Consider the following 24,547-nt stretch of genomic DNA (forward strand, 5'->3'; position numbering starts at 1 on the left):
TTACGCAGCGGGCCGACACGACAACTCAGACTTCGAACAAAATGGCGAATATTGTGTTTTGGTAAGGGCGGCACACGGGGGTGAAAGGTCAAGTCCCGTGTAGTGGTGTAGCCGTTTGTGCTTTCGGCTCGGTATGAAGTTGGGGGTTTTGTTAGGCGGTTAGCTGGTGGTGGTCGCCATGGTCGTCTCCTGGGTGGTGCATGAGGTGTTTGGTCTGTTCGAGTGCAGATAGTGACATGTAGCGTTTTTGCTGGATCCAATCGTCGTGTTGCTCGGCAAGGACGGCGCCAACAAGCCGGATGATGGATTCGCGGTTCGGGAAGATACCCACAACGTCGGTGCGCCGGCGGATCTCACGGTTTAACCGCTCGGTGGGGTTATTGGACCACACCTTCGTCCAGACTGGTTTCGGCGCTGCGGTAAACGCCAACACCTCATCGAGTGATTCCTCCAGATACGCCGCAACCTGGGGGAACTTCGGCTCCAACAAGTCAACGACTTCGCGGGCTTGTCCCCAGGTGGATTGAGCGTCGGGTTGCTGGAAGATCGTCTGGAACTTCGCTTAAGACCATCGGCCACTGGGTTTTCGGGACTTTCTCGTAGAGGTTTTTCGCGAAATGGGTACGACACCGCTGCCACGACGCATCCGGCAGCACCTCAGATATCGCATGCTGAATGCCCTCATGAGCATCACTGGTGATAAGGAAGACACCTCGAAGCCCGCGGGCTTTCAGGTCTTGGAAGAAGCCTTTCCACGACGCGTTGGATTCCGCGGTGGCGACGTGCATGCCGAGCATTTCGCGGTAGCCGTCGGCGTTGACCCCGGTAGCTAGCAGCACGGAGCATTTGACCACCCGGCCGCCTTCACGCACCTTGATCGTCAGCGCGTCGCACGACAGGTAGGCGTACCCGCCGGGATCCAGGGGGCGGTTTTTGAAGTCTGCGATCATCTCGTCGAGTTCTTCCGACATGCGCGAGACTTGCGATTTCGACATGTTGGAAATCCCAAGGGTTGCCACCAGGTCGTTCATTCGGCGGGTGGAGACCCCTTTGAGATAGCACGTCGCGATCACAGTCGATAGTGCCCGTTCGGCTCGTGAGCGGCGCTCGAGTAGCCAGTCCGGGAAGAACGCGCCGTGGCGCAGCTTCGGCACTGCCACGTCGATCGTGCCGACACGGGTGTCGAGGTCGCGGTGGCGGTACCCGTTGCGGTGGTTGACCCGCTCGGTGGAAGCAACGCCGTACTCAGCCCCGCAGACGGTATCGGCCTGGGCGGAGAGGATCTGGTTGATAAACCCTTGCAGCATCTGCCGCATCAAATCCGGGGAGGCTTGGGCGAGCAGATCATCCAGATAGGTTGTCGGGTCGATAGAATGCGGAGCAGCGGTCATCGTCATGTGCTTTTCGGTGAGATGTGGTAGTTGAGTCGAAAGGTTACTGACGATGGCCGCCCTTGTATTTTCAAGGGCCCACCATCAGCAAGCGTTACACCACACTAAGGGACGCAACCGGGTGAAAGCGAGATCGCGCACCGAGATGCTCGAGGATTCATTGCAGCTAGTCGACTATTTCCGTGAAAATCTTCGCACAACCAAATAGACCCGTGCTCATACGGCAGTGACCAAGCCAAGGAAGAATCCAATGGCGAGAATCGTCGTGAAAGGCGACTGACCATCTTGGATGAAGGTTTTTCGGCGCAATCTGTACGACAGGAACGAGATGGTGCCTATGGCTGCGAACCACTAGAACAACGTGACTACCGGTTACTTCACCAACTTTGCATGCTTCTCCTTCTTCGGTGTTGGTGGCGTAGTAGCGCTTGTTGGGGCCGATCATGGTCATGGCTAGGTTGTTTGGGGGCGAGGTTGTCGAAGTCACAGGCGCACCAAAAGTGCTCGTTAGAATCAATAGGATTTGATTGATGTCGAAAATGAAGGCGACGCGTGGCGATGACGATTGACAACACCCCAACAATTGACCGGTTCCGTCCAATTGTTCTACGGGCACTGAACAATGGCGAGGAACACGCTGTCAGGGACGTTTGCGAGATGGTCGCCAATCACATGGAGCTGCCCCAGGAGGTTCGCAGCGAGCGGATCGCCTCGGGTCAGCACCGTTACATTAACCGCATCCACTGGGCCTGTTCCGCTCTGACTCAAGCAGGGCTGCTCGAGCGGCCACGGCGTGGTCACTACCGCATCACCGACGATGGCAAGGAGGTTGATCAGCGTTCTTTAAATGAATATTCCGAGAAGGACATGTTGGAATGGCGGGTGTGGCGGGCCTATCAGGAAGAGATCTCCCAGCGTCGTCGCGCAGACGATACTGTTCCTAGCATTAGCCCTAGTAGTGAAGATTTGGTTGACCCGGTCGAATCCCTCACCGCTGGTGAACGTACGTTTAACGCCCAGACGGAAACCAAACTGCGTAAAAGGCTCCAAGAGTCATCTCCGGAGTTCTTCGAGCGCGCGGTCATCGATGTGTTGTGGGCGATGGGCTACGGCGGTACGCACGGGGAGAAAAAGCACGTGGGTCGTACGCGCGATGGTGGCATCGATGGGGTCATCCGCCAAGATGCCCTGGGATTGACGAATATTTATATCCAAGCTAAGCGATACGCGGACTCAAACAAAGTCGGCGAGCCCGAAGTACGGAACTTTATCGGTTCACTCGATGCCAAAGGCGCGAACCTGGGTGTCTTCATCACAACCTCCTCGTTCCAGCCTGCAGCAGAAAAGACCGCAGCAGGCTACCGGCACGGCAAGATTGTGCTGATCGACGGCATCAAGCTCACTTCGTTGATGCTTTCCTACGGAGTAGCTGTACATAAGGCTCACGAATTCACGCTCTACGAAATCAACGACGACTTTTTCGAGGACGACGAACTGGCCTAATCCCAACTAGCAGCTACTGCTACATCAAACATGTAGTGGTGAAAACCGGTATCGGCCTCGAAGCCGGCACATATGCGTGCTGTGATCGTCAACCCCGCGTCCGGGAGTGCGGTAGCGGTCCGGTCGCGTTCGGACAGGTGATTGCCTGTTTTCATAAACAGGGCCCTTATGGGGCGGTCAGGTGACCTGTCGAGCGCTTGCCGAACAAATCCCACTAGCGAGAAAAAGAGGGTCCTTACAATCAGGAGTGCACGAGTTCTGGAGGGGTATACAAGCGAAGCCGGGCGGGCTAATTACCTGCGATATCTTCGATAGGCGGGTCTGCTAAAAGGCCGAGCCTGCGAGGTACTTTGTCCTGGCAGACGAGTGACAATCACGCAGAGCGTCCGAGGCCTTGCGAGCCACTCGACGCGAGATCTGCTTACTGTTCTTCGCCACCGCCATCACCTTTTCATCTGCTCGACTGGCAACGCACGGATAGTGCGTGTTCGTGAGCTTTGACGTCGGGTCTTGTGGGGTAATGGCTTCGATCCTTCTTCGCCTGACCTGTGATCTACTCACGCCTGTATGAGACTCGGCAGAAAAAGGACTTCCTACGCGTCAAGGATGTAGAAAGTGGGACTTCTGGGACTGTTTATGGGACCCGCAACAGAGAGGAACGCACCATAGCATTTCCCTCCGTCTGCCGTGCCCTACACCACTACACGGGACTTGACCCGGGCGACCAGTAATGGCGCATGTATAACGAAAACGGCGAGGACTGTTTTCTCAGTGAACGGCCACAGTTCGACGTGGTAGCGACGGTAGCTAACCCGAACGCTACGAGCAGTAGAGGTGGGAATGACAGGCAACATCGAGCCATGGGTCACAATGAAAGACGTTCAAGAACACTTGGGAGCACGCTGTGAGACGATTGCCCGGTGGGTTGGAAAACGAAACATGTCTGCTTACAAAGTAGGCAGACAACTGAAAATCAAACTAAGCGATATAGACGAATGGGTGCGCTCCGGCGGTGCAGCCGATGACGAGCACCTCACTGGACGCGGCGAAAGGAATCTGCATGCCTGAACTGACTTGGGTTGGTAAAGACAAAGTCATCACCCACCACCTTGACGTGCCTTTCCGGGTGCTCGACCGCCAGTACTCCTTTGACGAGGACGGACAGCACGAGACCGACAACGGCTCCAACAACATGATCATCCACGGTGACAACCTTGAGGCGCTCAAAGCACTTTTGCCGAAGTACGAAGGAAAGATCGACTGCATATATATCGATCCGCCATACAACACGGGTGAAGAGCAATGGGTTTACAACGACTCAGTAAATGACCCGCGCATCAGAAAATGGCTCGGTGAAGTCGTCGGAAAGGAAGGTGAGGATCTGAGCCGCCACGACAAGTGGCTGTGCATGATGTACCCGCGCCTGCGCCTGCTTCACCGACTCCTAAAGCAGGATGGTCTCATTGCTGTGTCAATTGATGACAATGAACTCACTAATTTGGGTTGTATCATGGATGAGATATTCGGCTCAATGAACCGGCTTGCCTGCGCTCCGGTGCGCTCAGAACCTAGCGGAGGAAAAGGCAAGAAGGCTCTCAGGACAGGGCATGAGTATCTTCTCTTCTACAGTAAGGGCGATCAATCAGCGCTCGTCAAAGAAGAAAAGTCGGTAGGCAAGCTCGATCTCAAGGATTCACGGGGGCCGTACCGAAAAGGGCGGGAGCTGCGTAAATGGGGCTCTAAATCGGATAGAGGGGATCGTCCAAGTATGTGGTTTGAAATTACTGCTCCCGACGGCACGGTTGTTACTCCAATTAAGAACGATGGCACCGAAGGTAGGTGGCGTTGGGGGTTGAGCAATCCCGTTATGCAAGAGCTGCTTTTAGATCCGGAAGTTGCACATTGGGAGCAAACCTCTTACGACGATGGTGTGGTTGTCGAGGGAGAGACGGCGCGATGGGTTCCGTATGAAAAAATTCGTGATGCCAAGAAAGCTTTCGGGTGGAATACGTGGCTTGACGGCTATGGAACCAATGCGGATGCAACGACGTTGATTAAATCGCTTTTTGGTTCAAAGGAATTTGACACACCCAAGCCACTAAGCTTGGTGGAATGGATCGTTCTACTCCATGAAAACACTAACGGCATCATTCTTGACTCCTTCGCCGGGTCGGGAACAACAGCGCATGCGGTTCTGAAGGTGAACAAGGAGGAAAGGTCGCATCGCTCGTTCATTCTTGTAGAGCTGGGGGAATACGCAGAGTCGATTACCGCTGGGCGAGTGAAACGCGTGATCGATGGATACGGCGAGGGCAAGAAGCGCGTGGAGGGAACGGGAGGCAGTTTCTCATTCTATGAGCTGGGCGCGCCCCTACTCGTTGAAGGGAATCTGAACCATGAGGTTCCGTTGGAACGCGTGCGTGAGTACATCTGGTTCACGGAGACCGGTGAGGCATACCGCCCCGAAGCTAGACAGGAACACGCGGATTACCTAGGCCGCTCTAGCAACAACACATCGTTCTTCTTCGCTTTCGATGGTGGCGCTCTCACTGTATTGGATCGGGTGTATCTTTCGTCAATCCCCGCTGGTTGCGAGGCAGAGTCATACGTGATTTATGCCGACACCTGCTTGTTGACCGAGCAAGATCTGGTCAAGCACAACATCACATTCAAGAAGATCCCTCGGGACATCACCCGCTTGTGACAGGAGCAGAGTTGTTATGGAACTGAAAAAGTATCAAAAACGGGTGATCGCCGACCTTATGGATTACCTCGACCAGCTCAACGAACAATCATCGTTGGGCCGAGCCTTTAGTGCTTACTGGGAGTCCCGACAGATCCCCGTGGGGCAGGATGGGATTCAGGGATACCAGAACATCATCGATGGTGTTCCACACGTGTGTTACAAGGTGCCCACCGGTGGCGGTAAGACATACCTTGCGTGTGCCTCGGTGAAGCCGATCTTTGCTGCGTTACCACCGGTGCGTCGCCAGGTGGTGGTGTGGTTGGTGCCCTCCGATGCGATTTTGACGCAGACGCTTGAAACGCTGAAAAATCCGTCGCACCCGTACCGCCAACGATTGAATGCTGATTTTGGTAGCCGGGTGGAGGTGTATTCCAAAGAAGAACTACTCGCGGGCCAGAACTTCAGTCCAGCCACCGTGGCCGAGCAATTGTCGGTGATGGTGCTGTCATATGACTCCTTCCGTTCCGCTAACAAGGAGGGCCGCAAGGCATATCAGGCTAATGGGAATCTGGCGCCGTTTGCGACCGCGTTGGGTGCGCCGGAGCAGCCAATCGAGAACGCGGATGAGACAGCCCTGTTCCAGGTAATCAACCAGCTCAACCCGGTGGTGATCGTTGACGAGTCTCATCACGCTACCAGTAACTTGAGCACCGAGATGCTGGTGAATTTCAACCCGGCGTTCATTCTTGATCTGACCGCAACGCCGAAGAAGCAGGCGAACATCATCTCCTATGTTGATGCGTTGGCGTTGAAAAACGAGAACATGGTCAAGCTGCCTGTGATTGCCTATAACCGGACTTCACAGGCCGAGGTCATCACTGATGCGATCGACTTGCGCCAGTCGCTTGAGGCGGCAGCCCGCCAGCAACAGGAAATGGGTGGGCGCTACATTCGTCCGATCGTGTTGTTCCAGGCTCAGCCGAAGACGGGTGAGGATGCGACCTCGTTTGAGCGTTTGCGGGAGAAGCTGGTAGCGGTGGGCATCCCTGAACCCCAGATTGCGATCAAGACCGCAAACATCGACGAGCTCAAGGGTGTTGATTTGCTGAGTTCCGAGTGTGAGATCCGATTCATCATTACGGTCAACGCGCTGAAAGAGGGCTGGGATTGTCCCTTCGCCTACATCCTGGCATCGCTGGCGAATAAGACCAGTCAAGTGGAAGTCGAGCAGATTCTTGGACGTGTGCTTCGCCAGCCTCACGCTGCCCGGCAACGAAACCAGCTGTTGAACATGAGCTACGTGCTGACGTCGTCGAATGACTTCAAATCCACTCTCGACCAGATCGTCGCTGGGCTGAACAGTGCAGGGTTTAGCAAGCGGGACTTCCGTGCAGTCGACGAAGCCCAACTCGATATCACGAACCCGCCCGGACCACCGTCCGCCGCTACAACAACTTCAGATACCGGTGACTCTGGTGATGAGGAGCCTGCGGAGTTTTTGGACTTCGACGAGACCGAGGTGGCAACCGGTCTTGAGGAGCGTGGCACGACGGCAACCGAGCTTACGAGTTCAACCTCTGGTTCGACAGGTCTTGCTGGAATGCTGGATCAAGCGCAGCAAAAGGGCTCCGATTACGAGAAGGAAGCCGAAAAAGCTGCCGAGCTTGGCGGCGGTTTCGTTCCAGCAGATTTGGAGGGGGCTGTGAATACGGCTCAGATGTTCGAAGAATTCCGAGAAGAAGTCGCCGGGTTGAAGTTGCCGCAATTCTTCATCCAGACCCCTCCTTCTGCGTTGTTCTCCACAGGGGCAGAAGGCGTGGACTTGCTGCACAACGATGCGCTGGCAGTAAGCTTCACACTGCAGGATAAGGACACTGGCCTTGATCTGAGTACTGCTGACGAGCAGATGTATCGCATCGATGTTAGAAAGAAGTCCGACGTTCCGCGTGCTTTCCGCATGACGGCAGCTGATCAGAGATTCATGCGTGAGCATTTCAGCAAGCTCAGTGTCGAGACGCAAAAGCACAACGCTGCCGGAGCTATTTATGAGCGACTCAAGCCGATCAACTCGGTGGGTGACTTGGATCTTCGCAGCTACATTGAGCGGGTCACCGGCAATTTCGGGGCTGAAGAGTTGCTGACCTACCAGGAGCATCCAGGTGCGGTGGCTGAGAAGATTCGGGTGAAGATCCGAGGCCTGCTTGAAGAGCACAAGTTCAAGAAGTTCTACCAGGACATCGAAACTCGCCACATTGGCGTCGGGCCGTCATTCACGTTCCCATCCGTGATTCAACCTGTACAGTCCAGCTCACTGATTGGTGGATCGCTTTATGAGGCCGAAGACCGGATGAACAACGACGAAATGGAGTTCGCTGGTCGTTTCTCGGGTCTGGACAATGTCCGGTGGTGGCACCGCAACATCGATCGCAAGGGCTTCTGCATCAACGGCCCGATCAACCATTACCCAGACTTCATCGTCATGACCACCAGGGGAACCATCGTGATCGTAGAACCAAAGGGCACACAGCTGAAGAACGATGACTCTCGTCGCAAGGTTCGATTGGGTACTAAGTGGGCGTCCATGGCTGGCGAGAAGTTTCGTTACTACATGGTCTTCCAAGACGGTGTCACTCCGCTGGAAGGTGCGTACACCAGCTCGCAGTTCTTCAGAATCCTCGAGCAGCTGTAAATAGAGCCCGGAGGACGCAGGCATCTTGGGTTCAGGCGAACAGCTGATTATCCCGCTGTCCGCGCATCGCGCGACAGCTGGTTCCGCTCGACCTGCGCCGAGGTCGAACACCAACACACACCCGGGTAGACGAACGCTTAGGAACTATGCCTGTTCCGCCTTGCAGTGCCTGACAACGAGTTCTCCCATTCCGCTCTGATCAACTTCTTGCGGCTCAACCTAGGGCGGTACATGTTCTCGCGGGCTGAGGTCGCCAACTACAAGGTTTCCGACAGATTGGAGCTGGTAGTTCACGATGTTGCTTAAAGGAAATTGGCCATCAACTTTTCAAACGCAATCCCGTACTTGCCCTGGGGCTGGTTCTCACGGAGCTGGTCGAGGACTTCGCTGAAAGAGGACATAGGCATTATTGTGCCCACAAACCTCGGCAGTTTGGCCTTCAGGGGTGTTTATTTTCCTCGTATAAGGTTGATCAGCGCCATCACACCCGAGATCGCCGCGGTAAGCCCGCTGAGAAGAACACCCATGACGAAGACGCCAGCGATGAAGGACTCGGCGTCTGGGTCGAAGGTTTCAATGCACAGGCCGAACAGAAAGAAGCAGGCCACGCCGAGGCCCGCGGACCACTTGAACACCTTTGCGGCGTTTGGCCGTTTCACCGGCACGGGAGCAGGTTCCGCCGGAGCCGGAGCATGCCAGGAGGATTGCACCGGCGCTGGGGTGTAGTGCGGGGCGTTGGCTGCGGCGAGGAGTTCTTCCGGAGTCGGGGCGGTAGGCGCCTGCGCGGGCGGATCCGCTACTGGTCGGGGTGCGGCAACCGGATTGGGCGACGGCTGCGTGAAGGCTGGCTCGGTGGCTGCGACGTCGTCGGGGACACCGTCCGCGGCGAGGTCCACCACCATCTCCACCAGCTGGCTGCGGCGTTTCGGGCCGACGCCGGGCAGGTCGAGCAGATCGTCCGCGCTGGCGTGCAGCATCTCGGGGTGTTCGAGGCTCCACACGGCCAGGTAGCGGTCGATGCCCCTGCCTGTGACTTCGGGGACGTGGTGGGGCTGGAGGTTGTCCGCCATCTCGTGCAGCGGCTTAGTCGGGTGCAGCGCGATCCAGGCTGCCGCGATGCGCGAGGTGGATGTGCCAGTCGTTCGAACGTGTTCCGGTGAGAGCCAGGAGAACTGCTCTGGCGCCTCGTACTCGGTGTTGTCTTCAACTTGTTCCGAAGATTCCTCTGTAACGGAGTTATGGTCGATCGCGCTCAGGAGCTGCGCGAACGTCGTCTCACCGACGATCGGGATGTCGTACTTGCGTGCCTTTTGCGCCTTGCCGCTCATGGAGTCGGGGTTGGCGGCAACCAGCAGAGCACACTTCTTTGTCACGTCGCCCACGTCCAGACCGGCGGCGGTGGCGCGGTAAGCCCACTCTTCCTGCGGGATGTCCATCGCGCCGGTGAGCGCGATGCGGTCGCCGGGGCGCAGTGTGAAGTTGGATGGGGTGGGGCCGGTGACGGGGTCGTCGAGAAGCGAACGCACGAGTACGGGCTCCACGCCGAGTGCTTGGGCGATGTTGAGCAGGGTGGTGCGCTCGTCGTCGGAGATCACGCCGTCGGACCAGGCTTCGACGGCGAGTTGGCGAGTGAACTCCTCGTTGATGGCGTCCACATCGTCGGCGCTCAAGCCCGCTGCGATGGCGGTGTGTTCGAGTTGGCGTATCTCGGTGCGGGAAATTGTGCGGTCGATAAGCGCGCGGGTCAGTTCCGCGCGGTACGCGGCTTCGTCCTTGGTGCCGGTCGTCGGCAAGGTGCGTGAGAGCTGCCCCGCCCACGAGGCCGCTCCACCGCGGGGGAGCACCTGGACTTCAGCTGCCGGGGTGGTAAACAGCGCCGGTGGGACGTTGGCGATCACCGCGCGATAGTTCGTATGAAGGTAGGACAACAGATCGGCGGTGGCTTGGGCGTCGGCAAGCGCGGAATGCGCCAACCGGTTGTGGATCCCTGCAATCGTCAGCGCCTCGCTGAGCCTGCCCACCCCCAGGTGCTGCTTGGTCAGGCGCATCGTGTCCAGCCATTCGCGCATGCCGTCCTCCGCACCCGCTCGGGCGAACTCGTTTGTCAAGAAGCGGCGCTCGAACGCAGCGTTGTGCGCCACCAAGATGCGATCGTTGAGCAGGGAGCCGAGGTATGCGGCGACCTCGCGGAAGGCGGGCGCATCCACTACATCAGTCGCCGTGATCTTGTGGATGTAACTGTTCGGAATGTCGCACCCCGGCTGGATGAGTGTCTCCCACGTGCGCTCCACCGTGAGGTCGGGGCGCAGCAGCACCACGCCAATCTCCACGATACGGTCCGTGTTGCTGAACCCCGTCGTTTCCAGATCGACCACCGCAAACCCTGGCTGCCGGTCCATTACTGCTCCTTCTGTGCTTCGTCGTTGCTGCCTTTGAACCTAGGGCACGCGCCGACACGGGTTAGGGTCAGGCGAGCGAATGTTCGATGGAACCGGCGGGTGGGTTGTGACGTCTAACAGATGTAGGGCTCAACGAGTTGTCAATTCGTGGTTGACAAGATAGTGCAATGGGGGATTGAAGTGTGCAGCGTTCTGCAGTAATAAAGAAGTTGCGTAAAGAGGCGCAACGGCGTGGCCTGGAATTTGAAGCAATCGCACTCAGGAAACACGACGCGTTTCGCGTCGGGAGCACGACTCGGACTCTCGGACGGCACCGTGAAATTGACGATCTCACAGCGCGTAAGTTCTTTGATCAATTCGAAGAGGAGCTAGGTAAAGGGTGGTGGAGATGAGGGTGTTCACAGTTACCGCAGAGCGTGGAGCAAGTGGCGCATGGGTGCTCGAGTGCGACGAACTTGGGGTGGTGTCGCAGACGCGGAGGCTCGATCGTGCCGCAGACGAGGTCGCAGAGGCTATCGCGTTTCAGTCCGGGCTGAAGCTAGGTGAGTTCGACATCAAGGTTGTGCCAATCCTGTCCGCGGAGGTCGAGTCGCTGCGGAAGCGTGCCGACGACCTTGGCGTGAAAGCGAAGGCAGCCTCGGATGAGGCTACCGCCGCGAGGTCTGCGTTGGCGCGCAAGCTGAAGGCAGAGGGGTTCACCTTGCGCGAGATGGGGCAGGTGCTGGGAGTGTCGTACCAGCGGGCGTCGGAGTTGGCAGCGGGGTAGACGACAGCCGCCTAAAAAAGTTCCCGCACCGCCGCCCGGTCGACTTTGCCCGGTCCCAACTGCGGCAGCGCCGGCACGACCTTGACCTCTTTCGGCACCTGCCAGCGCGCGATCTCGCCGGCGTCCTCGGCGTTGTCGAAGGCGTCCATAATGTCGGCAACAGTCGCGGACCCGGTGTACGCAGCGCAGATGCGTTCGCCGAAGCGGGCGTCTTGCTTGCCGACGACACACGCGCCCGTCACCCCACCCACCTTGAGCAAAAACGTCTCCAGAACTTCGGGGTGGAGTTTGAGGCCGCCGGAGTCGATGATGTTGTCGATGCGGCCGTGGACGGTGAGGTGGTCGTCGATAAGCGAACCTGCGTCCGAGGTGCGGAACCAGCCGTCCTTGAGGTCGGGGGAGTCGAGCTGGCGGTATCCGCGGGCGACCATCGGGCCGCCGAGGTGGATGCGGCCGTCGACGATTTTCACGCGCGCGCCGGCGATGGGGCGGCCGTCGTACACGCAGCCACCGGAGGTTTCGCTGGAGCCGTAGGTGGTGATCACGTTGATGCGCAGCTTCGCCGCCGATTCCAAAAGGCGCGGGTTGGTGGCGGCGCCGCCGACGAGCACCGCGGAAAACGTGCGCAGCGCGTCGATGCCCTTGAGCGTGGAGGTGGCTTTGGCCAGCTGCATCGGGGTCAGGGCGGTGTAGGTGCGCTCGCCGGTCGTGGCCAGTTCTTTGGCGCGCTCAGCAAACTCCGCGACGTTGAACCCGCGGGTCAGATCGATGGTTGCGGGCTCGACACCGGCGACCATGCTGCGCACGAGCACCTGCAGGCCCGCGATGTATGCCGCGGGCATGGCAAGCAGCCACTGGCCCTCCCCGCCGAGCGCCTGGTGCGTGGCATCCGCGCTGGAGATGAGGTTGGCCGGGGTGAGCATCGCTCCCTTCGGTTTGCCGGTGGAGCCGGAGGTGGAGACGACCAGGGCGATGTCGTCGTCGATAGGCGAGCCGGGCTCAAGCGTGTTGCGCAGCAGGTTCGTGCGCGCCGGGTCGTTGGCCGGTACCGGCAACAGCGCGCGCTGGCCGGTCAGGGCCTCCTCGAGCGCAGGCATGATGGCCAGCGGGTTCGCGGGGTCGACGGAGAAAAGTTCGAGGAGGTTGGTCACGGGGTACGAGAGTAGCCGGTGCGTTTCGGGGTGGTGCGACGGCCGCGATGTGTAACAGCTGTCTGTGATGTTGCCGATATAACAACCATGAAGAAGTTCATCGCATCGGCCGTCGCCGCGGCGACCGCCTTCACCGCCACAGTCCCGACAACCCACGCCGCCACGCTGACCCCCACCGACCAAAACCAGTGTCGCGTCACCCTCAACGACGCCGAACGCGGCCCCGCCTGGCAAGCCGAACGCATCGCGAAAACGCTCACGCACGGCATGTACGCCGTCGCCGTCGCCGAAGCGTTCGAGGCCACTTTCGAGGGGCTCAAACCGCTTGGCGACGACCACCTCACCCAACCGGCCATCACCACCGCCCAGGAAATCCGCCTGGCAAACGACGAGCCCGGGGCCCGCCCCGACTACAACGCCGCCCGTGCAGCCACAAAGGCGAAGCTGGCGAAGTTGGGCCTGGTATATACCGACGCCGACTTCTACCTGGACATGAAGGAAGGCGCCCAGATCCCGCTCTCACCAGCCGGCACTTCTTTGAAGGGCTCGGCTGGCTGGTACATCGGCATCGACGGCTCCGTGCCTAAGGCCAACGACCTTGGCCCGGATTACGAATTCGGCCGCACCGGCGCCAACACCGCCCGCTTCCTCAACCACATGCCGGACTGGAAACGCTCCGCGTTCGCCTCCAACATGTCTGCAACTTACTTCGCCCAGGCCTTCGACGCGCTCGAATCCGGGTTCCACTACCCACTCATGCAGGCTCAGAAGTGCAACGAGGGCACCACCCACGTCATCTTCCCGATGCAGAACGTGGACCTGCCTACTCCGCCTGCGCTGGCGAACACGTTGCCTGGTAATCCGGCTGATCCTGCGCCGACTCCGACCGATCCTTCGAACCCGGACCCGGATACGCCTGCGCCTGAGCGGCCGGCGACTGTTGACGCCAAACTTGCCGAGGTCATCGGCATCATCGCCGCCGTCCTCACCGCACTCGGGGCCCTATTCGCTCTGCTGAAGACTGCCGGATTCAACGTGCCGGACCTGCCCAAGATCCCCGGCCTGAACAAGTAGGTCCCGCCTTACCCCGCCGGCCGCCTGACAGATTCCGCCGTGATCTGTCAGTGGCGGGTGCTGATGACGAAAAAGTTCCCGGAGTTTCGCCGAAAGCGGGAACTATTTTGCCTGCCGGGAAGGGCGACCTGCGGAAACATCCTCGTGGCCGGGGTGGAAACCCAAGAAAGTTCCCGGCCGGGGAACTATTTTGGCGGGCGGGGGAGCGGGCAGGCAAGACCCCACCGGCGAAACCCCACCTAGTAGTAGAACGGGAAGTCGTCCCAGCGTGGCGGGCGTTTTTCCAAAAACGAGTCGCGGCCCTCGACGGCCTCGTCGGTCATGTACGCCAGGCGGGTGGCTTCTCCGGCGAAGACTTGCTGGCCCATGAGGCCGTCGTCGACAAGGTTGAACGCGAACTTCAGCATTCGCTGGGCGGTGGGGGACTTGCCGTTGATCTCGCGGGCGACCTGGATGGCTTCCTCTTCCAAAGCAGCATGCGACGCGACAATGTTCACCGCACCCATGCGCTGCATCTCCTCCGCCGAGTAGGTGCGGCCCAAAAAGAAGATCTCGCGGGCGAACTTCTGGCCGACCATCTTGGCCAAATACGCCGAGCCGTAGCCGGCGTCGAAGGAGCCCACGTCGGCGTCGGTCTGCTTGAACCGGGCTTCCTCGCGCGAGGCGATGGTCATGTCGCACACCACGTGCAGCGAGTGCCCGCCGCCGGCCGCCCAGCCGTTCACCACCGCGATGACTACCTTCGGCATCGTGCGGATCAGTCGCTGCACCTCCAAAATGTGCAGGCGTCCGCCCTCGGCTTTCACGCGCGCGGTATCGACGGTCTCCGCGGTCTCGCCGCCGGCGTACTGGTAGCCGGAGCGGCCACGGATGCGCTGGTCGCCGCCAGAGCAAAACGCCCAGCCGCCGTCTTTTTCAGAAGGTCCGTTGCCGGTGAGCAGCACCACGCCGACGTCGGGGGAGCGCCGGGCGTGATCCAACGCCTGGTAGAGCTCGTCGACGGTGTGGGGGCGAAACGCGTTGCGCACCTCGGGGCGGTCGAAGGCGATGCGCACGGTGCCGTCGGCACGCGATGTACCCACGTGGCGGTGGTAGGTGATGTCGGTGAAATCGAAGCCCTCGACCTCGCGCCATTGGCTGGGGTCGAAGGGCTGGGCGGTGGAGTAACTCATGCCTACACTTTGCCCCATGACCCCCACCGTCGACGAGATTCTCGAACGCGCCCATGTTGTCGCGCTGCCCATGGCCGTGAAATTCCGCGGTGTGACCACCCGCGAAGCGTTGCTTATCGACGGCCCCGCCGGCTGGGGCGAGTTCTCCCCCTTCCTCGAATACGACGCGCGCGAGTCCGCCGCGTGGTTGCGCGCCGGGCTCGAGGCTGCGTTCACGGGCCTGCCCGAAGCACACGGCGACGTCGAGGTCAACGGCACCATCCCCGCGGTCGCCGACGTCGAGCCGGTCCTCGCGCGCTATCCCGGAGTGACAACGTTCAAGATCAAGGTCGCGGAGCCGTCGCAGTCGCTTGACGACGACATCCGCCGCGTCCAAGCAGTCCGCAGACTGCGCCCCGACGCAACGCTTCGCGTGGACGCCAACCGGGGCTGGAGCGTCGACCAGGCCGTCGAGGCAGCCGAAAAGTTGGGGGAGCTGGAGTACATCGAACAGCCCTGCGCCACGGTGGAGGAGTTGGCGGAGGTGCGGCGTCGCGTGAGCACGCCGATCGCCGCGGACGAGTCAATCCGCCGCGCCGCCGACCCGTACCGCGTGGCAGAACTCGACGCCGCCGACGTGGCAGTGTGCAAGGTCGCGCCACTCGGCGGGGTGGCGAACCTGCGGCGTATCGCGGGCGATCTCCACCTCGACGTCACTGTCGCGAGCGCCCTGGACACCGCCGTCGGCATGGACGCGGGGCTGATCGCCGCGAAACTCACCGGCTCGCGCGCGGCGGGCCTGGCCACCCAACGCCTGTTCGTCGAGGATGTCGCCGCGCCGCGCCCCATCGTTGACGGCCGCATGGCAATCACCCGCACCACGCCTGACCCGGAACGGCTCCACGAACTGCGCGCGCCGGGCGATCGCAAGGACTGGTGGTTTGCGCGGGTCCAGGCCTGTATGGGTGTACTCGCATAACAATCCTTGGGTTTTGATGTGGGAACCGGGGGCAGTCCGCTAACCTTTCGGCCATGTCAACTCCCGTGATCCACGATTCCGCCGCGTTGTCCGACGGCGACAAGGCGAAGGCGCCAGAGCCAGGCGAGTGGCGCCGCCAACTCATCGGACTGATCGCCGGCGTCGCACTCGCGCTGCTGGTGTACTTCTTCTTCCCATCCGGTGCCGCCGACACTGTCGCGCAGTCCCCGGGCGCGAAGGAGGGGGTGGAGTACTCCGCGGACACGATGCGCATCGTCGCGGCCGTGACCGTGCTGATGGGCGCGTGGTGGATGACGGAGGCGATCCCGCTGGCCGCCACCGCGCTGCTGCCGATCGCGATCTTCCCGATCGCCGGCGTTGCCCCGTTCAAAGACGTCTCCTCGCCGTACGCGTCCGCCACGATCTTCCTGTTCATGGGTGGCTTCCTTATGGCGCTGGGGCTGCAGCGCTGGAATTTGCACCGGCGGCTGGCGTTGGTCGTCGTCAAGCTAGTCGGCACCTCCCCGAAGCGCATCATTTTGGGGTTCATGCTCGCCACCGGATTCATGTCCATGTGGGTGTCCAACACGGCGACGGCCGTGGTCATGCTGCCGATCGGCACCTCTGTGCTCATGCTGACCGCGGACACTGTCGGCGGCATGGAAAACCAGAAGAAGTTTGCAACCGCGCTCATGCTCGCCATCGCGTACTCGGCGTCGATCGGCTCGCTGGGCACGCTTATCGGCACCCCGCCGAACGCGCTGCTGAAGGGCTACATGGAAGAGGCGCACGACATCACCATCGGCTTCGGCGAGTGGATGCTGGTGGGCATGCCGGTGGCTATCGTGTTCACATTCGTCGCCTGGTGGGTGCTGATCACCGTGTTCAAGCCGGAGATCGACCAGATCCCGGGCGGCAAAGAGCTCATCGACGACGAGCTGAAGAAGCTCGGCGGCTGGACCTTCCCACAGGTCGCGGTCGGCGTGATCTTCCTCGTCGCTGCGCTGTGCTGGATCTTCATCCCGCTGGGGATTAACGCCTACGGCTGGGACTTCCCGTACGACGACGCGGTCGTCGGCATCATTGCGGGCCTGCTCATGTTCATCGTGCCGGGCGCAGCGAACGGCAAACGCCTGCTGGATTGGGAGACCGCCAACGACATGCCGTGGGACGTGCTGTTGCTCTTTGGCGGCGGCCTGAGTCTGTCGGCCATGTTTACCGCTACCGGCCTGTCGCTGTGGATCGGTGAGCAGGCCAAGGGCCTGGCGGGGCTGCCGATCTTCCTGCTCATCTTCGCGGTCGGCGCGCTCGTGCTGCTGCTCACCGAGTTGACCTCGAACACGGCGACGGCGGCGACGTTCCTGCCGATCATGGGCGGCGTGGCCGTGGGCATCGGCCTGACGGACGCCACCGACATGAACGTGCTGCTGCTGGCCATTCCGGTCGCGCTGGCCGCCACCTGCGCGTTCATGCTGCCGGTGGCGACCCCGCCGAACGCGATCGCGTACTCGTCCGGCTACGTCACCATGGGCGAGATGATCAAGGGTGGCATCTGGCTCAACGCGATCGCCATGGTGCTGATCTCGCTGGCCACCTACTTCATCGCAGTCCCAGTGTTCGGTCTGGTGCTCTAGGAGCATTTCGCTTGACGACGACGCCCCGCCGGTCTTCCCGGCGGGGCGCGCTAGTGTGTGCACCATGGATAACGAGACGCGACAGTACGGCAGGCCGGGCGACGAGCCGCAGCGCCAGCGCCCCCAGCAGTACTTCCCGGACCAGTCCGAACCGCAGTACTACGAGCAGGACTACGCCTACGACCAGGGCTACGACCAGCCCCAGTACGCCCCGCAACCCCAGTACGCTCCGGAGCCGCCGAAAGGCTCCAACGCTGCGTCGATCGCACTCGGTGTGTTCGCGGCGTTGTCGTTCATCGCCGCGGTCGTGCTGTTCACGCTGTGGCGCGGCGCGGCGGCCGAGGCGGACAAACCCCCGCTGACCGAGACGGTCACCCAGACCACCACGGAAACGGAGACGTCAACGGAAACGACGACGAAGATGCCGTCGATCTTCCGCGACCGCGAGGACCCGACCGCGTCGCTGCCACCGACCGAACCGGTGCCCACCGGCGAAGATCTCCCACGCGACATCCGCGACGAAGCCCGCGACATTCTCGACCAGCTCCGCGAAGGCGCGGACGAATACCTCCAGGAGCAGTAGATGCAGGCGATGGAAGTAGCTCATGCGGTGGCTGGGGTCGTCGCTAAGCATTGCACCGACGTGGTGATGAGCCCGGGCTCGCGCAACTCCCCGCTGGCGTACGCGCTGCTCGCGCGCCGCGACATCACGGTGCACATGCGTATCGACGAACGTTCCGCCGCCTTCACCGCACTCGGCCTCGCACGCGTGCAGCGCCGCCACGTCGCCGTGGTGATGACCTCCGGCACCGCCGTGGCCAACGCGTACCCGGCGCTGATCGAAGCGCACATGTCCCACACCCCGCTTGCGGTGGTCAGCGCCGACCGCCCCGAGCGGCTCGTAGGCACGGGTGCCTCGCAGACCATTTGGCAGCAGGGTATCTTCGCCGGCTACGCCGAGACCCAGCAGGTCACCAGCGTCGAGGAAGCCGAGGCGGTCTCGTTTGCCGCCGGCCAGGTGCACGTCAACGTCGCGCTAGACACCCCGCTCGTGCCCGAGGCGCTGCCGGAGCAGGTGGGGAGCCCGCGCCGGGTGGGGCCGGGCGTGCTCGCAGGCGTCGACGCCCTCGCACGCTCGGGCGCCGACGGGGAAGGCGCCGGCGCGGTGGACATCGACCTGACCCGCGACACGTTGGTTATCGCCGGCGACGAAGCCTGGGACGTGCCGGGGCTTGAGCACGTGCCCACCATCGCTGAGCCGACCGCGCCGACCCCGTTCCACCAGGTGCACCCGCTCGCCGCGCGATTTTTCGCCCAGTCGCGGGTGGCCATTTCCCACGACGGGGGCGACTTCGCCGCCTCCACGAAGCCGGACCAGGTGGTCGTGGTCGGCCACCCGACGCTGCACCGCGACGTGATGGCGCTGCTGGCGGACCCGGACATCGAGGTCATCGGCATCTCGCGCACCGAGACGTTTACCGGTCAGCCGGACAAGCGCGGCTCGCGTGTCAACGCCACCGGCCAGCCGACCGACACCTGGATCAAGGTCTGCGAGGCCGCCGGCGAGGTCGGTGCCGACACCGTGCGCCAGGCGCTCGCGGACAAGGAGTTCGGGTTCACCGGCCTGCACGTCGCCGCCGCCGTGTGCGACACCCTGGCGGTGGGCGACACGGTCGTGCTCGGCTCGTCGAACCCGGTGCGCGACGCGTCCTTTGTCGGCATGCCGTTCGACGGCGTGGACACTTACTCGGCCCGTGGCGCCGCCGGCATCGACGGCACCGTCTCCCAGGCCGTCGGCGTGGCGCTGGCCGCCCAAGCGTTGCGCCCCGACGAGATCCGCGCCCCGCGCACCGTCGCGTTGATGGGGGATCTGACGTTTTTGCACGACATCAACGGCCTGCTCATCGGGCCCGACGAGCCGCGCCCCGGCAACCTCACCATCGTGGTGGCCAACGACGACGGCGGCGGCATCTTCGAAGCCCTCGAGCCGGGCTCCGAGCCGGTGCGCGACGTGTTCGAGCGGGTGTTTGGGACGCCGCATGGGGTGGTCGTCGAAAAGCAAGCGCTCGCGTACGGTGCGAACTACCGGCGTGCTGAAACGCTCGCGGAACTCAACGAGGTGCTGCTCGAGCTGGAGGCGCAGCCGGACGGCATCACCGTCGTCGAAGCCGTGACCACCCGTGAGACGCGCCGTGCGCTGGCGCAGAGGCTGGCAAAGTAATGCTGCAGTGGCGCAGGCGTGCCCACCAGGGTGTGATGGCGCTCTACGCCTGCGCCGTGCTCGGCTCTGTGGCGATGGTGGCGGGCCCTGCGCTTCACGACGCCACAATCCACGCCGACCCCGGCCGCGGCATCGCCACCGTCACCGACCAGACCTGGCTGCGCACCTACATCGACTACGAAACCGAAGACGGCAGGCTCGTCTCCCCACGCGACGGCGTCTTGTACCCGACCGGCCTCGGCCCGGGCCAGCAGGTGTGGGTGACGTACGCGAAGCAGAACAACGAACTGGTCAAGGTGGAGGGCCGCGGGTGGGCACTATCGCTCATCCCGGCGCTATCCGTGCTGGCGGTGTCGACGCTCATCGCCGCGCTGGCCTGGTTCGCGGTAGGCAGGTGGGTGCCGTAAAAAGTTCACGTCCGGTTCAACCGGAATTCGAGGCAAGTTTCACAACACGTGGTTAGGTGCGGTGATATGCGAGTAGGAATCGTCGCGGAATCATTTCTGCCTAACGTCAACGGTGTGACCAACTCGGTGCTGCGCGTGCTCGAGCACCTCAAGGCCGAAGGTCACGAGGCGATCGTCGTCGCACCCGGCGCCCGCGACTTCCAGGTGGAGATCCCGGAGTACCAAGGCTTTGAGATCGTCCGCGTGCCCACCGTGATGATCCCGCTGGTGGATTCGCTGCCGGTCGGCGTGCCGACGACCACAGTCACCAACGCGCTCGCGCGGTTCAAACCGGACATCATCCACCTGGCGAGCCCGTTCGTCCTCGGCGGCGCGGGCGCGTTTTCCGCTCGCCAGCTGGGGGTGCCGGCGGTGGGGCTGTACCAGACCGACGTTGCGGGCTTTGCCACGAAATACCACGTCTCCACGCTTGCCTCCATCGCCTGGGACTGGACGCGCACCATCCACAACATGTGCGAGATGACGCTTGCACCGTCGTCGGAGGCGATCCGCGAGCTCGAGGGCCACAACATCAAAAACGTCCGCCATTGGGGCCGCGGCGTGGACGCCGAGTTGTTCCACCCGTCGAAGCGTTCCGACGTCCTCCGCCGCGCGTGGGATCCCACCGGCGCGAAGAAGATCGTCGGCTTCGTCGGCCGTCTCGCCGCGGAGAAGTCCGTCGACCGCCTGGCCCCGTTGGTGGGGGACCCGTCGATCCAGCTGGTCATTGTCGGCGGCGGTCCGGAGCGTGACGCGCTGGAAGAGGCGCTGCCGGGCGCCGTGTTTACCGGCCCGCTGTCCGGAGAGGAGTTAGCCCGCGCCTACGCGTCGCTCGACCTGTTCGTGCATACCGGCGAGTTCGAGACGTTCTGCCAGGCCATCCAGGAGGCCCAAGCGTCCGGCGTGCCCACGATCGGCCCTCGCGCCGGCGGCCCCATCGACCTGATCCAGGAGCGCTACAACGGCATCCTGCTCGACGTGGACACGTTCACCGCCGATCTGCCGGACGCGGCGCGCTGGCTTCTCGACGACACCCGCCACGCCGAACTCACCACCACCGCCCGGGAGTCCGTGGCCGACAAAACCTGGGAGGCGCTTGGGCAGCAACTCCTCGGCTACTACACGGAGGTCCTCGACTCTTACGAGCGCAAGGTGATTCACCTGTTCGGCCGCGATGTCGCACTGCCTCGCTGGGTACCGGTGAAGCGCAAAGTAGACTGACGGGCATGTCTGTCGGCGACCTGTCTACCAGCACTCAGAATTACCTCAAGGGCATTTGGGCCCTGTCGGAGTGGTCGGATGCGCCGGTGACGTCGTCGTCAGTGGCAAAGCACCTTGGGCTGCGTAAGTCCACAGTGTCGGACGGGGTGCGCAAACTTGGCGAGCAAGGGCTCGTCGCACACAAGCCTTACGGCACGATCGAACTGACCGAACTCGGCCACACGTATGCGGTGGCGATGATCCGCCGCCACCGCCTCATTGAAACGTTTTTGGTGGAAGCCCTCGGCTACACCTGGGACCAAGTGCACGACGAGGCTGAGAACCTCGAGCACTCTGTAAGTGACTTCATGGTGGAGCGCATCGACGCGTTTCTTGACCATCCCACCCGCGACCCCCACGGTGACCCCATCCCCTCAGCCAGCGGGCGTGTTGATGCCCCCGAGGCCGTCCCACTGACCGGCGTGCAGCCGGGGCAGAAGGCCACGATTGAACGCATTGCCGACGACGACCCGAAACTGCTGCAATTCTTCGACAGTCACGGGCTCGTCGTCGGCGCAACCCTCGAGGTGGGCGAGGGCGCTCCTTACTCCGGCGCGGTCGCGGTCCGGTTGGCCGGTGCAGCGGAGGCGGTTCCGCTCGGCGAGGAAGCCACAGATTCCGTCTTCGTGCGCGTAGATGCGTAACGACGACCGCGCAGCACCCCATGCGGGCCGAACAGATATACCACGGCAAACACCACACCCTGGGCGAGCACAATCATGCCGCCAGAGGCTGTGTCTAGGTAGTAGGAGCAGTACAACCCCACGATTGCACACGCCGCCGACATGGTCGGGGCGATGATGAGCATTGTGCCGAACTTGTTGGTGAGCAGGTAGGCGGTCGCACCCGGGATGATCAGCATCGCCACCACCAGGATCACACCCACAGCCTGTAGCGCCACAACGGACGTCAGTGCCAGGAGCGCCAGCAGTGCCGCACCGAGCAGACGCGGATTCAACCCAATCGCGTGTGCATGGGTGGGATCGAACGCGTAGAGGGTGAAGTCGCGCCGCTTGAGCACCAGCACGCTCAACACGATCGCTCCCAGGATGGCCACCTGCAGCAGGTCCCCACGGGACACACCAAGCAGATTGCCGAAGATGATGTGGTTCAGATCCGTGTGCGAAGGGGTTACCGAAATGAGCACGAGCCCCAGCGCGAACATGGTGGTGAACACAATGCCAATGGCCGCATCCTCCTTCACCCGGGACGTATCGCGCACCAGCCCGATCAGTGCCACCGCAAGGAACCCGAACACCACCGCGCCGACGGCAAACGGCACGCCCAGAATGTAGGCCAGCACCACGCCGGGCAGGACAGCGTGGCTTACCGCATCGCCCATCAGCGACCAGCCAACCAACACCAGCCAGCACGACAACAGCGCGCAGACAATCGACGCCACCAGCGAGGTCGCAAGCGCACGCATCATGAACTCGTACCCAAACGGCTCCGTAAGCAGCGCAATCATGCTGACACCCCCATACCGAAGCCCTGTACCAAATTGTCCGGCTCTAACACCACTTCAGTCGGGGCGTGCATCAACACCCGGCGGTTCAACAGCACTGTCTCCGGCGCGAGCTGGGGCAAGGCAACCAGGTCGTGCGTCACCACAAAAATAGTGGTGCCTTCTGCCGCGAGGTCACGCAGCAGCTCAGTGATGGTGGCCTCGGAGTGTTTGTCCACGCCGGCGAAGGGTTCGTCGAGAAGCATGATGCTCGCACCCTGAGCGATACCGCGGGCGATGAAGGCACGCTTCTTCTGGCCACCCGAAAGCTGACCGATCTGGCGGTCTGCGAACGACTCAAGGTGGGTGCGCTCAAGCGCGCGATCCACAGCCGCAATGTCCTCCGCACGCGCGTGGCGGGTAAAGCCCATGTGGCCGTAGCGGCCCATCATGACCACATCACGCACTGTGACCGGGAACTGCCAGTCCACTTCCTCGCTCTGCGGGACGTAGCCCAACACCTGCGTCTTGCGAGCACGCAGAGGGTCGATGCCGTTGATACGAACCGTGCCGCGATCCGGCTTGACCAACCCCATGATCGCCTTGAGTAGCGTGGATTTGCCCGCGCCGTTCATCCCGATCAGCCCACAGATACGGCCTGGTTGGACGCTCAAAGTTGCGCCGTCGAGCGCGACGACGTCGCCGTAGCGCACCGCAACATCGTCAACCGCGATTGCGGGGATCACTGCTTGCCCCCGTTCAAACCGTCGATGATCACCTTCGTGTCGTGGCGAATCAGATCCAGGTAGGTCGGCACCGGACCGTTTTCCTCAGAAAGCGAATCGACGTAGAGGGTGCCGCCGTACTCCGCGCCGGTGGCCTTCACGACCTGCATCATCGGCGCGTTAGAGACCGTGGATTCACAGAACACAGACGGGACGTTGTTTTCCTTCACAAACTCGATCGCGCCGGCGATCTGCTGCGGGGTAGCTTCCTGCTCAGCATTGACCGGCCAGATGTAGCGCTCGGTCAACTTCGCGTCGCGAGCCAGATAGGAGAACGCACCTTCGCAGGTGACCAAGGCGCGCTGCTTGTCGGGGACAGCGGCGAGCTTGGTTTCCAGCTCGTCTTGCACAGCCTGCAGTTCCTGCTTGTATGTTTCGCCGTTGGCCTTGAAATCCGCGGCGTGCTCGGGGTCGAGTTCGCTGAACGCGTCGACGATGTTGTCCACGTACTTCTGCACGTTCACCGGGCTCATCCACGCGTGCGGGTTGGGCTTGCCGGCGTAGGCGTCCTCGGCGATGTCGATCGGGTCGACACCTTCGCTGACCACGACGTGGGGCACGTCCAGGTCGGCGACGAACTGGGCGAACCAGTTCTCCAGGTTCATGCCGTTATCCAAAATCAGGTCCGCATCGGCGGCGCGGGAAATGTCGCCGGGGGTGGGCTCGTAGCCGTGGATCTCCGCACCCGGCTTGGTGATGGACTCCACCTGGAGGTGATCGCCAGCAACATTCGCAGCGATGTCTTGGATCACCGTGAACGTTGTGAGCACAACAGGGGTGTCCGAGCTGCCTGCTGCGTCCGTGCTTTCTTCAGAGCAGCTCGCCAGGCCGAGGGAGAGAGCAGCCGTAGCGACGAGCGCAAGCACCTTGGTTTTCATCATGTGGTTCCTTTGCGTTGGGGAATCGGGAGAAGGAGCACACTACCCGCGTGTCCATGTTGGCGAATAATAAAGTTCGTGTCACCGAAC

19 protein-coding genes and 1 pseudogene are annotated in these 24,547 nt (G+C 61.8%); 13 read left to right on the forward strand and 7 right to left on the reverse strand.

Annotated elements, in window-relative coordinates:
* Positions 1 to 151 precede the first annotated feature (151 nt).
* Positions 152 to 1,391 (reverse strand): annotated as a pseudogene (locus tag IAU68_RS01385) (IS256 family transposase).
* Positions 1,392 to 1,949: 558 nt separating this feature from the next.
* Between IAU68_RS01385 and IAU68_RS01390 the strand changes: the two are divergent.
* The 4 genes from IAU68_RS01390 to IAU68_RS01405 all read left to right on the forward strand — a co-directional run bounded on the left by IAU68_RS01390 (position 1,950) and on the right by IAU68_RS01405 (position 8,269).
* Complete coding sequence (locus tag IAU68_RS01390; RefSeq protein WP_171193291.1) at positions 1,950 to 2,894, forward strand: restriction endonuclease; 945 nt, start codon at positions 1,950 to 1,952, stop codon at positions 2,892 to 2,894.
* Between the two features lie 870 nt (positions 2,895 to 3,764).
* Entirely contained in the window at positions 3,765 to 3,962 is a 198-nt protein-coding gene (locus tag IAU68_RS01395; protein ID WP_231699118.1) for an excisionase family DNA-binding protein, read from the forward strand.
* Positions 3,955 to 5,598: a site-specific DNA-methyltransferase gene (locus tag IAU68_RS01400; RefSeq protein ID WP_171193293.1), complete on the forward strand. Its 1,644-nt coding sequence runs from the start codon at positions 3,955 to 3,957 to the stop codon at positions 5,596 to 5,598. Before IAU68_RS01395 ends, IAU68_RS01400 begins: the two co-directional genes overlap by 8 nt.
* A 16-nt stretch (positions 5,599 to 5,614) precedes the next feature.
* Entirely contained in the window at positions 5,615 to 8,269 is a 2,655-nt protein-coding gene (locus IAU68_RS01405; protein WP_171193294.1) for a DEAD/DEAH box helicase, read from the forward strand.
* Between the two features lie 449 nt (positions 8,270 to 8,718).
* Here the strand turns inward: IAU68_RS01405 and IAU68_RS01410 are convergent, their stop codons facing one another.
* Positions 8,719 to 10,668, reverse strand: a complete 1,950-nt coding sequence (locus IAU68_RS01410) for an exonuclease domain-containing protein (protein WP_171193295.1) — start codon at positions 10,666 to 10,668, stop codon at positions 8,719 to 8,721.
* A 388-nt stretch (positions 10,669 to 11,056) separates the two neighbouring features.
* Here IAU68_RS01410 and IAU68_RS01415 point away from each other — a divergent pair, with 388 nt between their 5' ends.
* Positions 11,057 to 11,434, forward strand: a complete 378-nt coding sequence (locus IAU68_RS01415; protein ID WP_171193296.1) for a hypothetical protein — start codon at positions 11,057 to 11,059, stop codon at positions 11,432 to 11,434.
* Positions 11,435 to 11,445: 11 nt separating this feature from the next.
* Here IAU68_RS01415 and menE read toward each other — a convergent pair whose 3' ends face one another.
* A complete protein-coding gene (gene menE / locus IAU68_RS01420; protein ID WP_171193297.1) occupies positions 11,446 to 12,585 on the reverse strand; it encodes an o-succinylbenzoate--CoA ligase in 1,140 nt (379 codons plus the stop codon).
* 87 nt (positions 12,586 to 12,672) lie between these two features.
* On the opposite strand from menE, the gene IAU68_RS01425 reads away from it, so the two are divergent.
* On the forward strand, positions 12,673 to 13,659 hold the full coding sequence (locus IAU68_RS01425) for a hypothetical protein (protein ID WP_171193298.1): 987 nt from the start codon (positions 12,673 to 12,675) through the stop codon (positions 13,657 to 13,659).
* Positions 13,660 to 13,898: 239 nt separating this feature from the next.
* Here IAU68_RS01425 and IAU68_RS01430 read toward each other — a convergent pair whose 3' ends face one another.
* Positions 13,899 to 14,831, reverse strand: a complete 933-nt coding sequence (locus IAU68_RS01430) for a 1,4-dihydroxy-2-naphthoyl-CoA synthase (protein ID WP_171193299.1) — start codon at positions 14,829 to 14,831, stop codon at positions 13,899 to 13,901.
* 16 nt (positions 14,832 to 14,847) lie between these two features.
* Between IAU68_RS01430 and IAU68_RS01435 the strand changes: the two genes are divergently transcribed.
* The 7 genes from IAU68_RS01435 to IAU68_RS01465 all read left to right on the forward strand — a co-directional run bounded on the left by IAU68_RS01435 (position 14,848) and on the right by IAU68_RS01465 (position 21,994).
* A complete protein-coding gene (locus IAU68_RS01435; RefSeq protein WP_171193300.1) occupies positions 14,848 to 15,789 on the forward strand; it encodes an o-succinylbenzoate synthase in 942 nt (313 codons plus the stop codon).
* Between the two features lie 53 nt (positions 15,790 to 15,842).
* Complete coding sequence (locus IAU68_RS01440) at positions 15,843 to 17,423, forward strand: SLC13 family permease (protein WP_171193301.1); 1,581 nt, start codon at positions 15,843 to 15,845, stop codon at positions 17,421 to 17,423.
* 64 nt (positions 17,424 to 17,487) lie between these two features.
* The gene (locus IAU68_RS01445) at positions 17,488 to 18,006 is read left to right on the forward strand and encodes a hypothetical protein (protein ID WP_171193302.1); all 519 of its coding nucleotides are present in this window, start codon (positions 17,488 to 17,490) and stop codon (positions 18,004 to 18,006) included.
* On the forward strand, positions 18,007 to 19,644 hold the full coding sequence (gene menD / locus IAU68_RS01450) for a 2-succinyl-5-enolpyruvyl-6-hydroxy-3-cyclohexene-1-carboxylic-acid synthase (protein ID WP_171193303.1): 1,638 nt from the start codon (positions 18,007 to 18,009) through the stop codon (positions 19,642 to 19,644).
* Complete coding sequence (locus tag IAU68_RS01455) at positions 19,644 to 20,051, forward strand: DUF3592 domain-containing protein (RefSeq protein WP_171193304.1); 408 nt, start codon at positions 19,644 to 19,646, stop codon at positions 20,049 to 20,051. The genes menD and IAU68_RS01455 overlap by 1 nt, the downstream gene beginning before the upstream one ends.
* A gap of 66 nt (positions 20,052 to 20,117) precedes the next feature.
* A complete protein-coding gene (locus tag IAU68_RS01460) occupies positions 20,118 to 21,311 on the forward strand; it encodes a glycosyltransferase family 4 protein (RefSeq protein ID WP_171193305.1) in 1,194 nt (397 codons plus the stop codon).
* 5 nt (positions 21,312 to 21,316) lie between these two features.
* Positions 21,317 to 21,994 carry a metal-dependent transcriptional regulator gene (locus IAU68_RS01465; protein ID WP_171193306.1) on the forward strand — a complete coding sequence of 226 codons (678 nt, stop codon included), beginning with the start codon at positions 21,317 to 21,319 and terminating at the stop codon, positions 21,992 to 21,994.
* Here IAU68_RS01465 and IAU68_RS01470 read toward each other — a convergent pair.
* Genes IAU68_RS01470 through IAU68_RS01480 form a run of 3 tightly spaced genes read right to left on the reverse strand, consistent with a single transcriptional unit; the run spans position 21,895 to position 24,460 of the window.
* Positions 21,895 to 22,818 carry a metal ABC transporter permease gene (locus IAU68_RS01470; protein WP_171193307.1) on the reverse strand — a complete coding sequence of 308 codons (924 nt, stop codon included), beginning with the start codon at positions 22,816 to 22,818 and terminating at the stop codon, positions 21,895 to 21,897. The two genes, IAU68_RS01465 and IAU68_RS01470, sit on opposite strands and share 100 nt — an antisense overlap.
* Positions 22,815 to 23,540 (reverse strand): metal ABC transporter ATP-binding protein, encoded by a 726-nt coding sequence (locus tag IAU68_RS01475; protein WP_171193308.1) that lies wholly within the window; start codon positions 23,538 to 23,540, stop codon positions 22,815 to 22,817. Before IAU68_RS01475 ends, IAU68_RS01470 begins: the two co-directional genes overlap by 4 nt.
* The gene (locus IAU68_RS01480; protein WP_231699058.1) at positions 23,537 to 24,460 is read right to left on the reverse strand and encodes a metal ABC transporter substrate-binding protein; all 924 of its coding nucleotides are present in this window, start codon (positions 24,458 to 24,460) and stop codon (positions 23,537 to 23,539) included. Before IAU68_RS01480 ends, IAU68_RS01475 begins: the two co-directional genes overlap by 4 nt.
* Positions 24,461 to 24,547 lie beyond the last annotated feature (87 nt).

This window comes from Corynebacterium lujinxingii, assembly GCF_014490555.1.
GTDB lineage: Bacteria > Actinomycetota > Actinomycetes > Mycobacteriales > Mycobacteriaceae > Corynebacterium > Corynebacterium lujinxingii.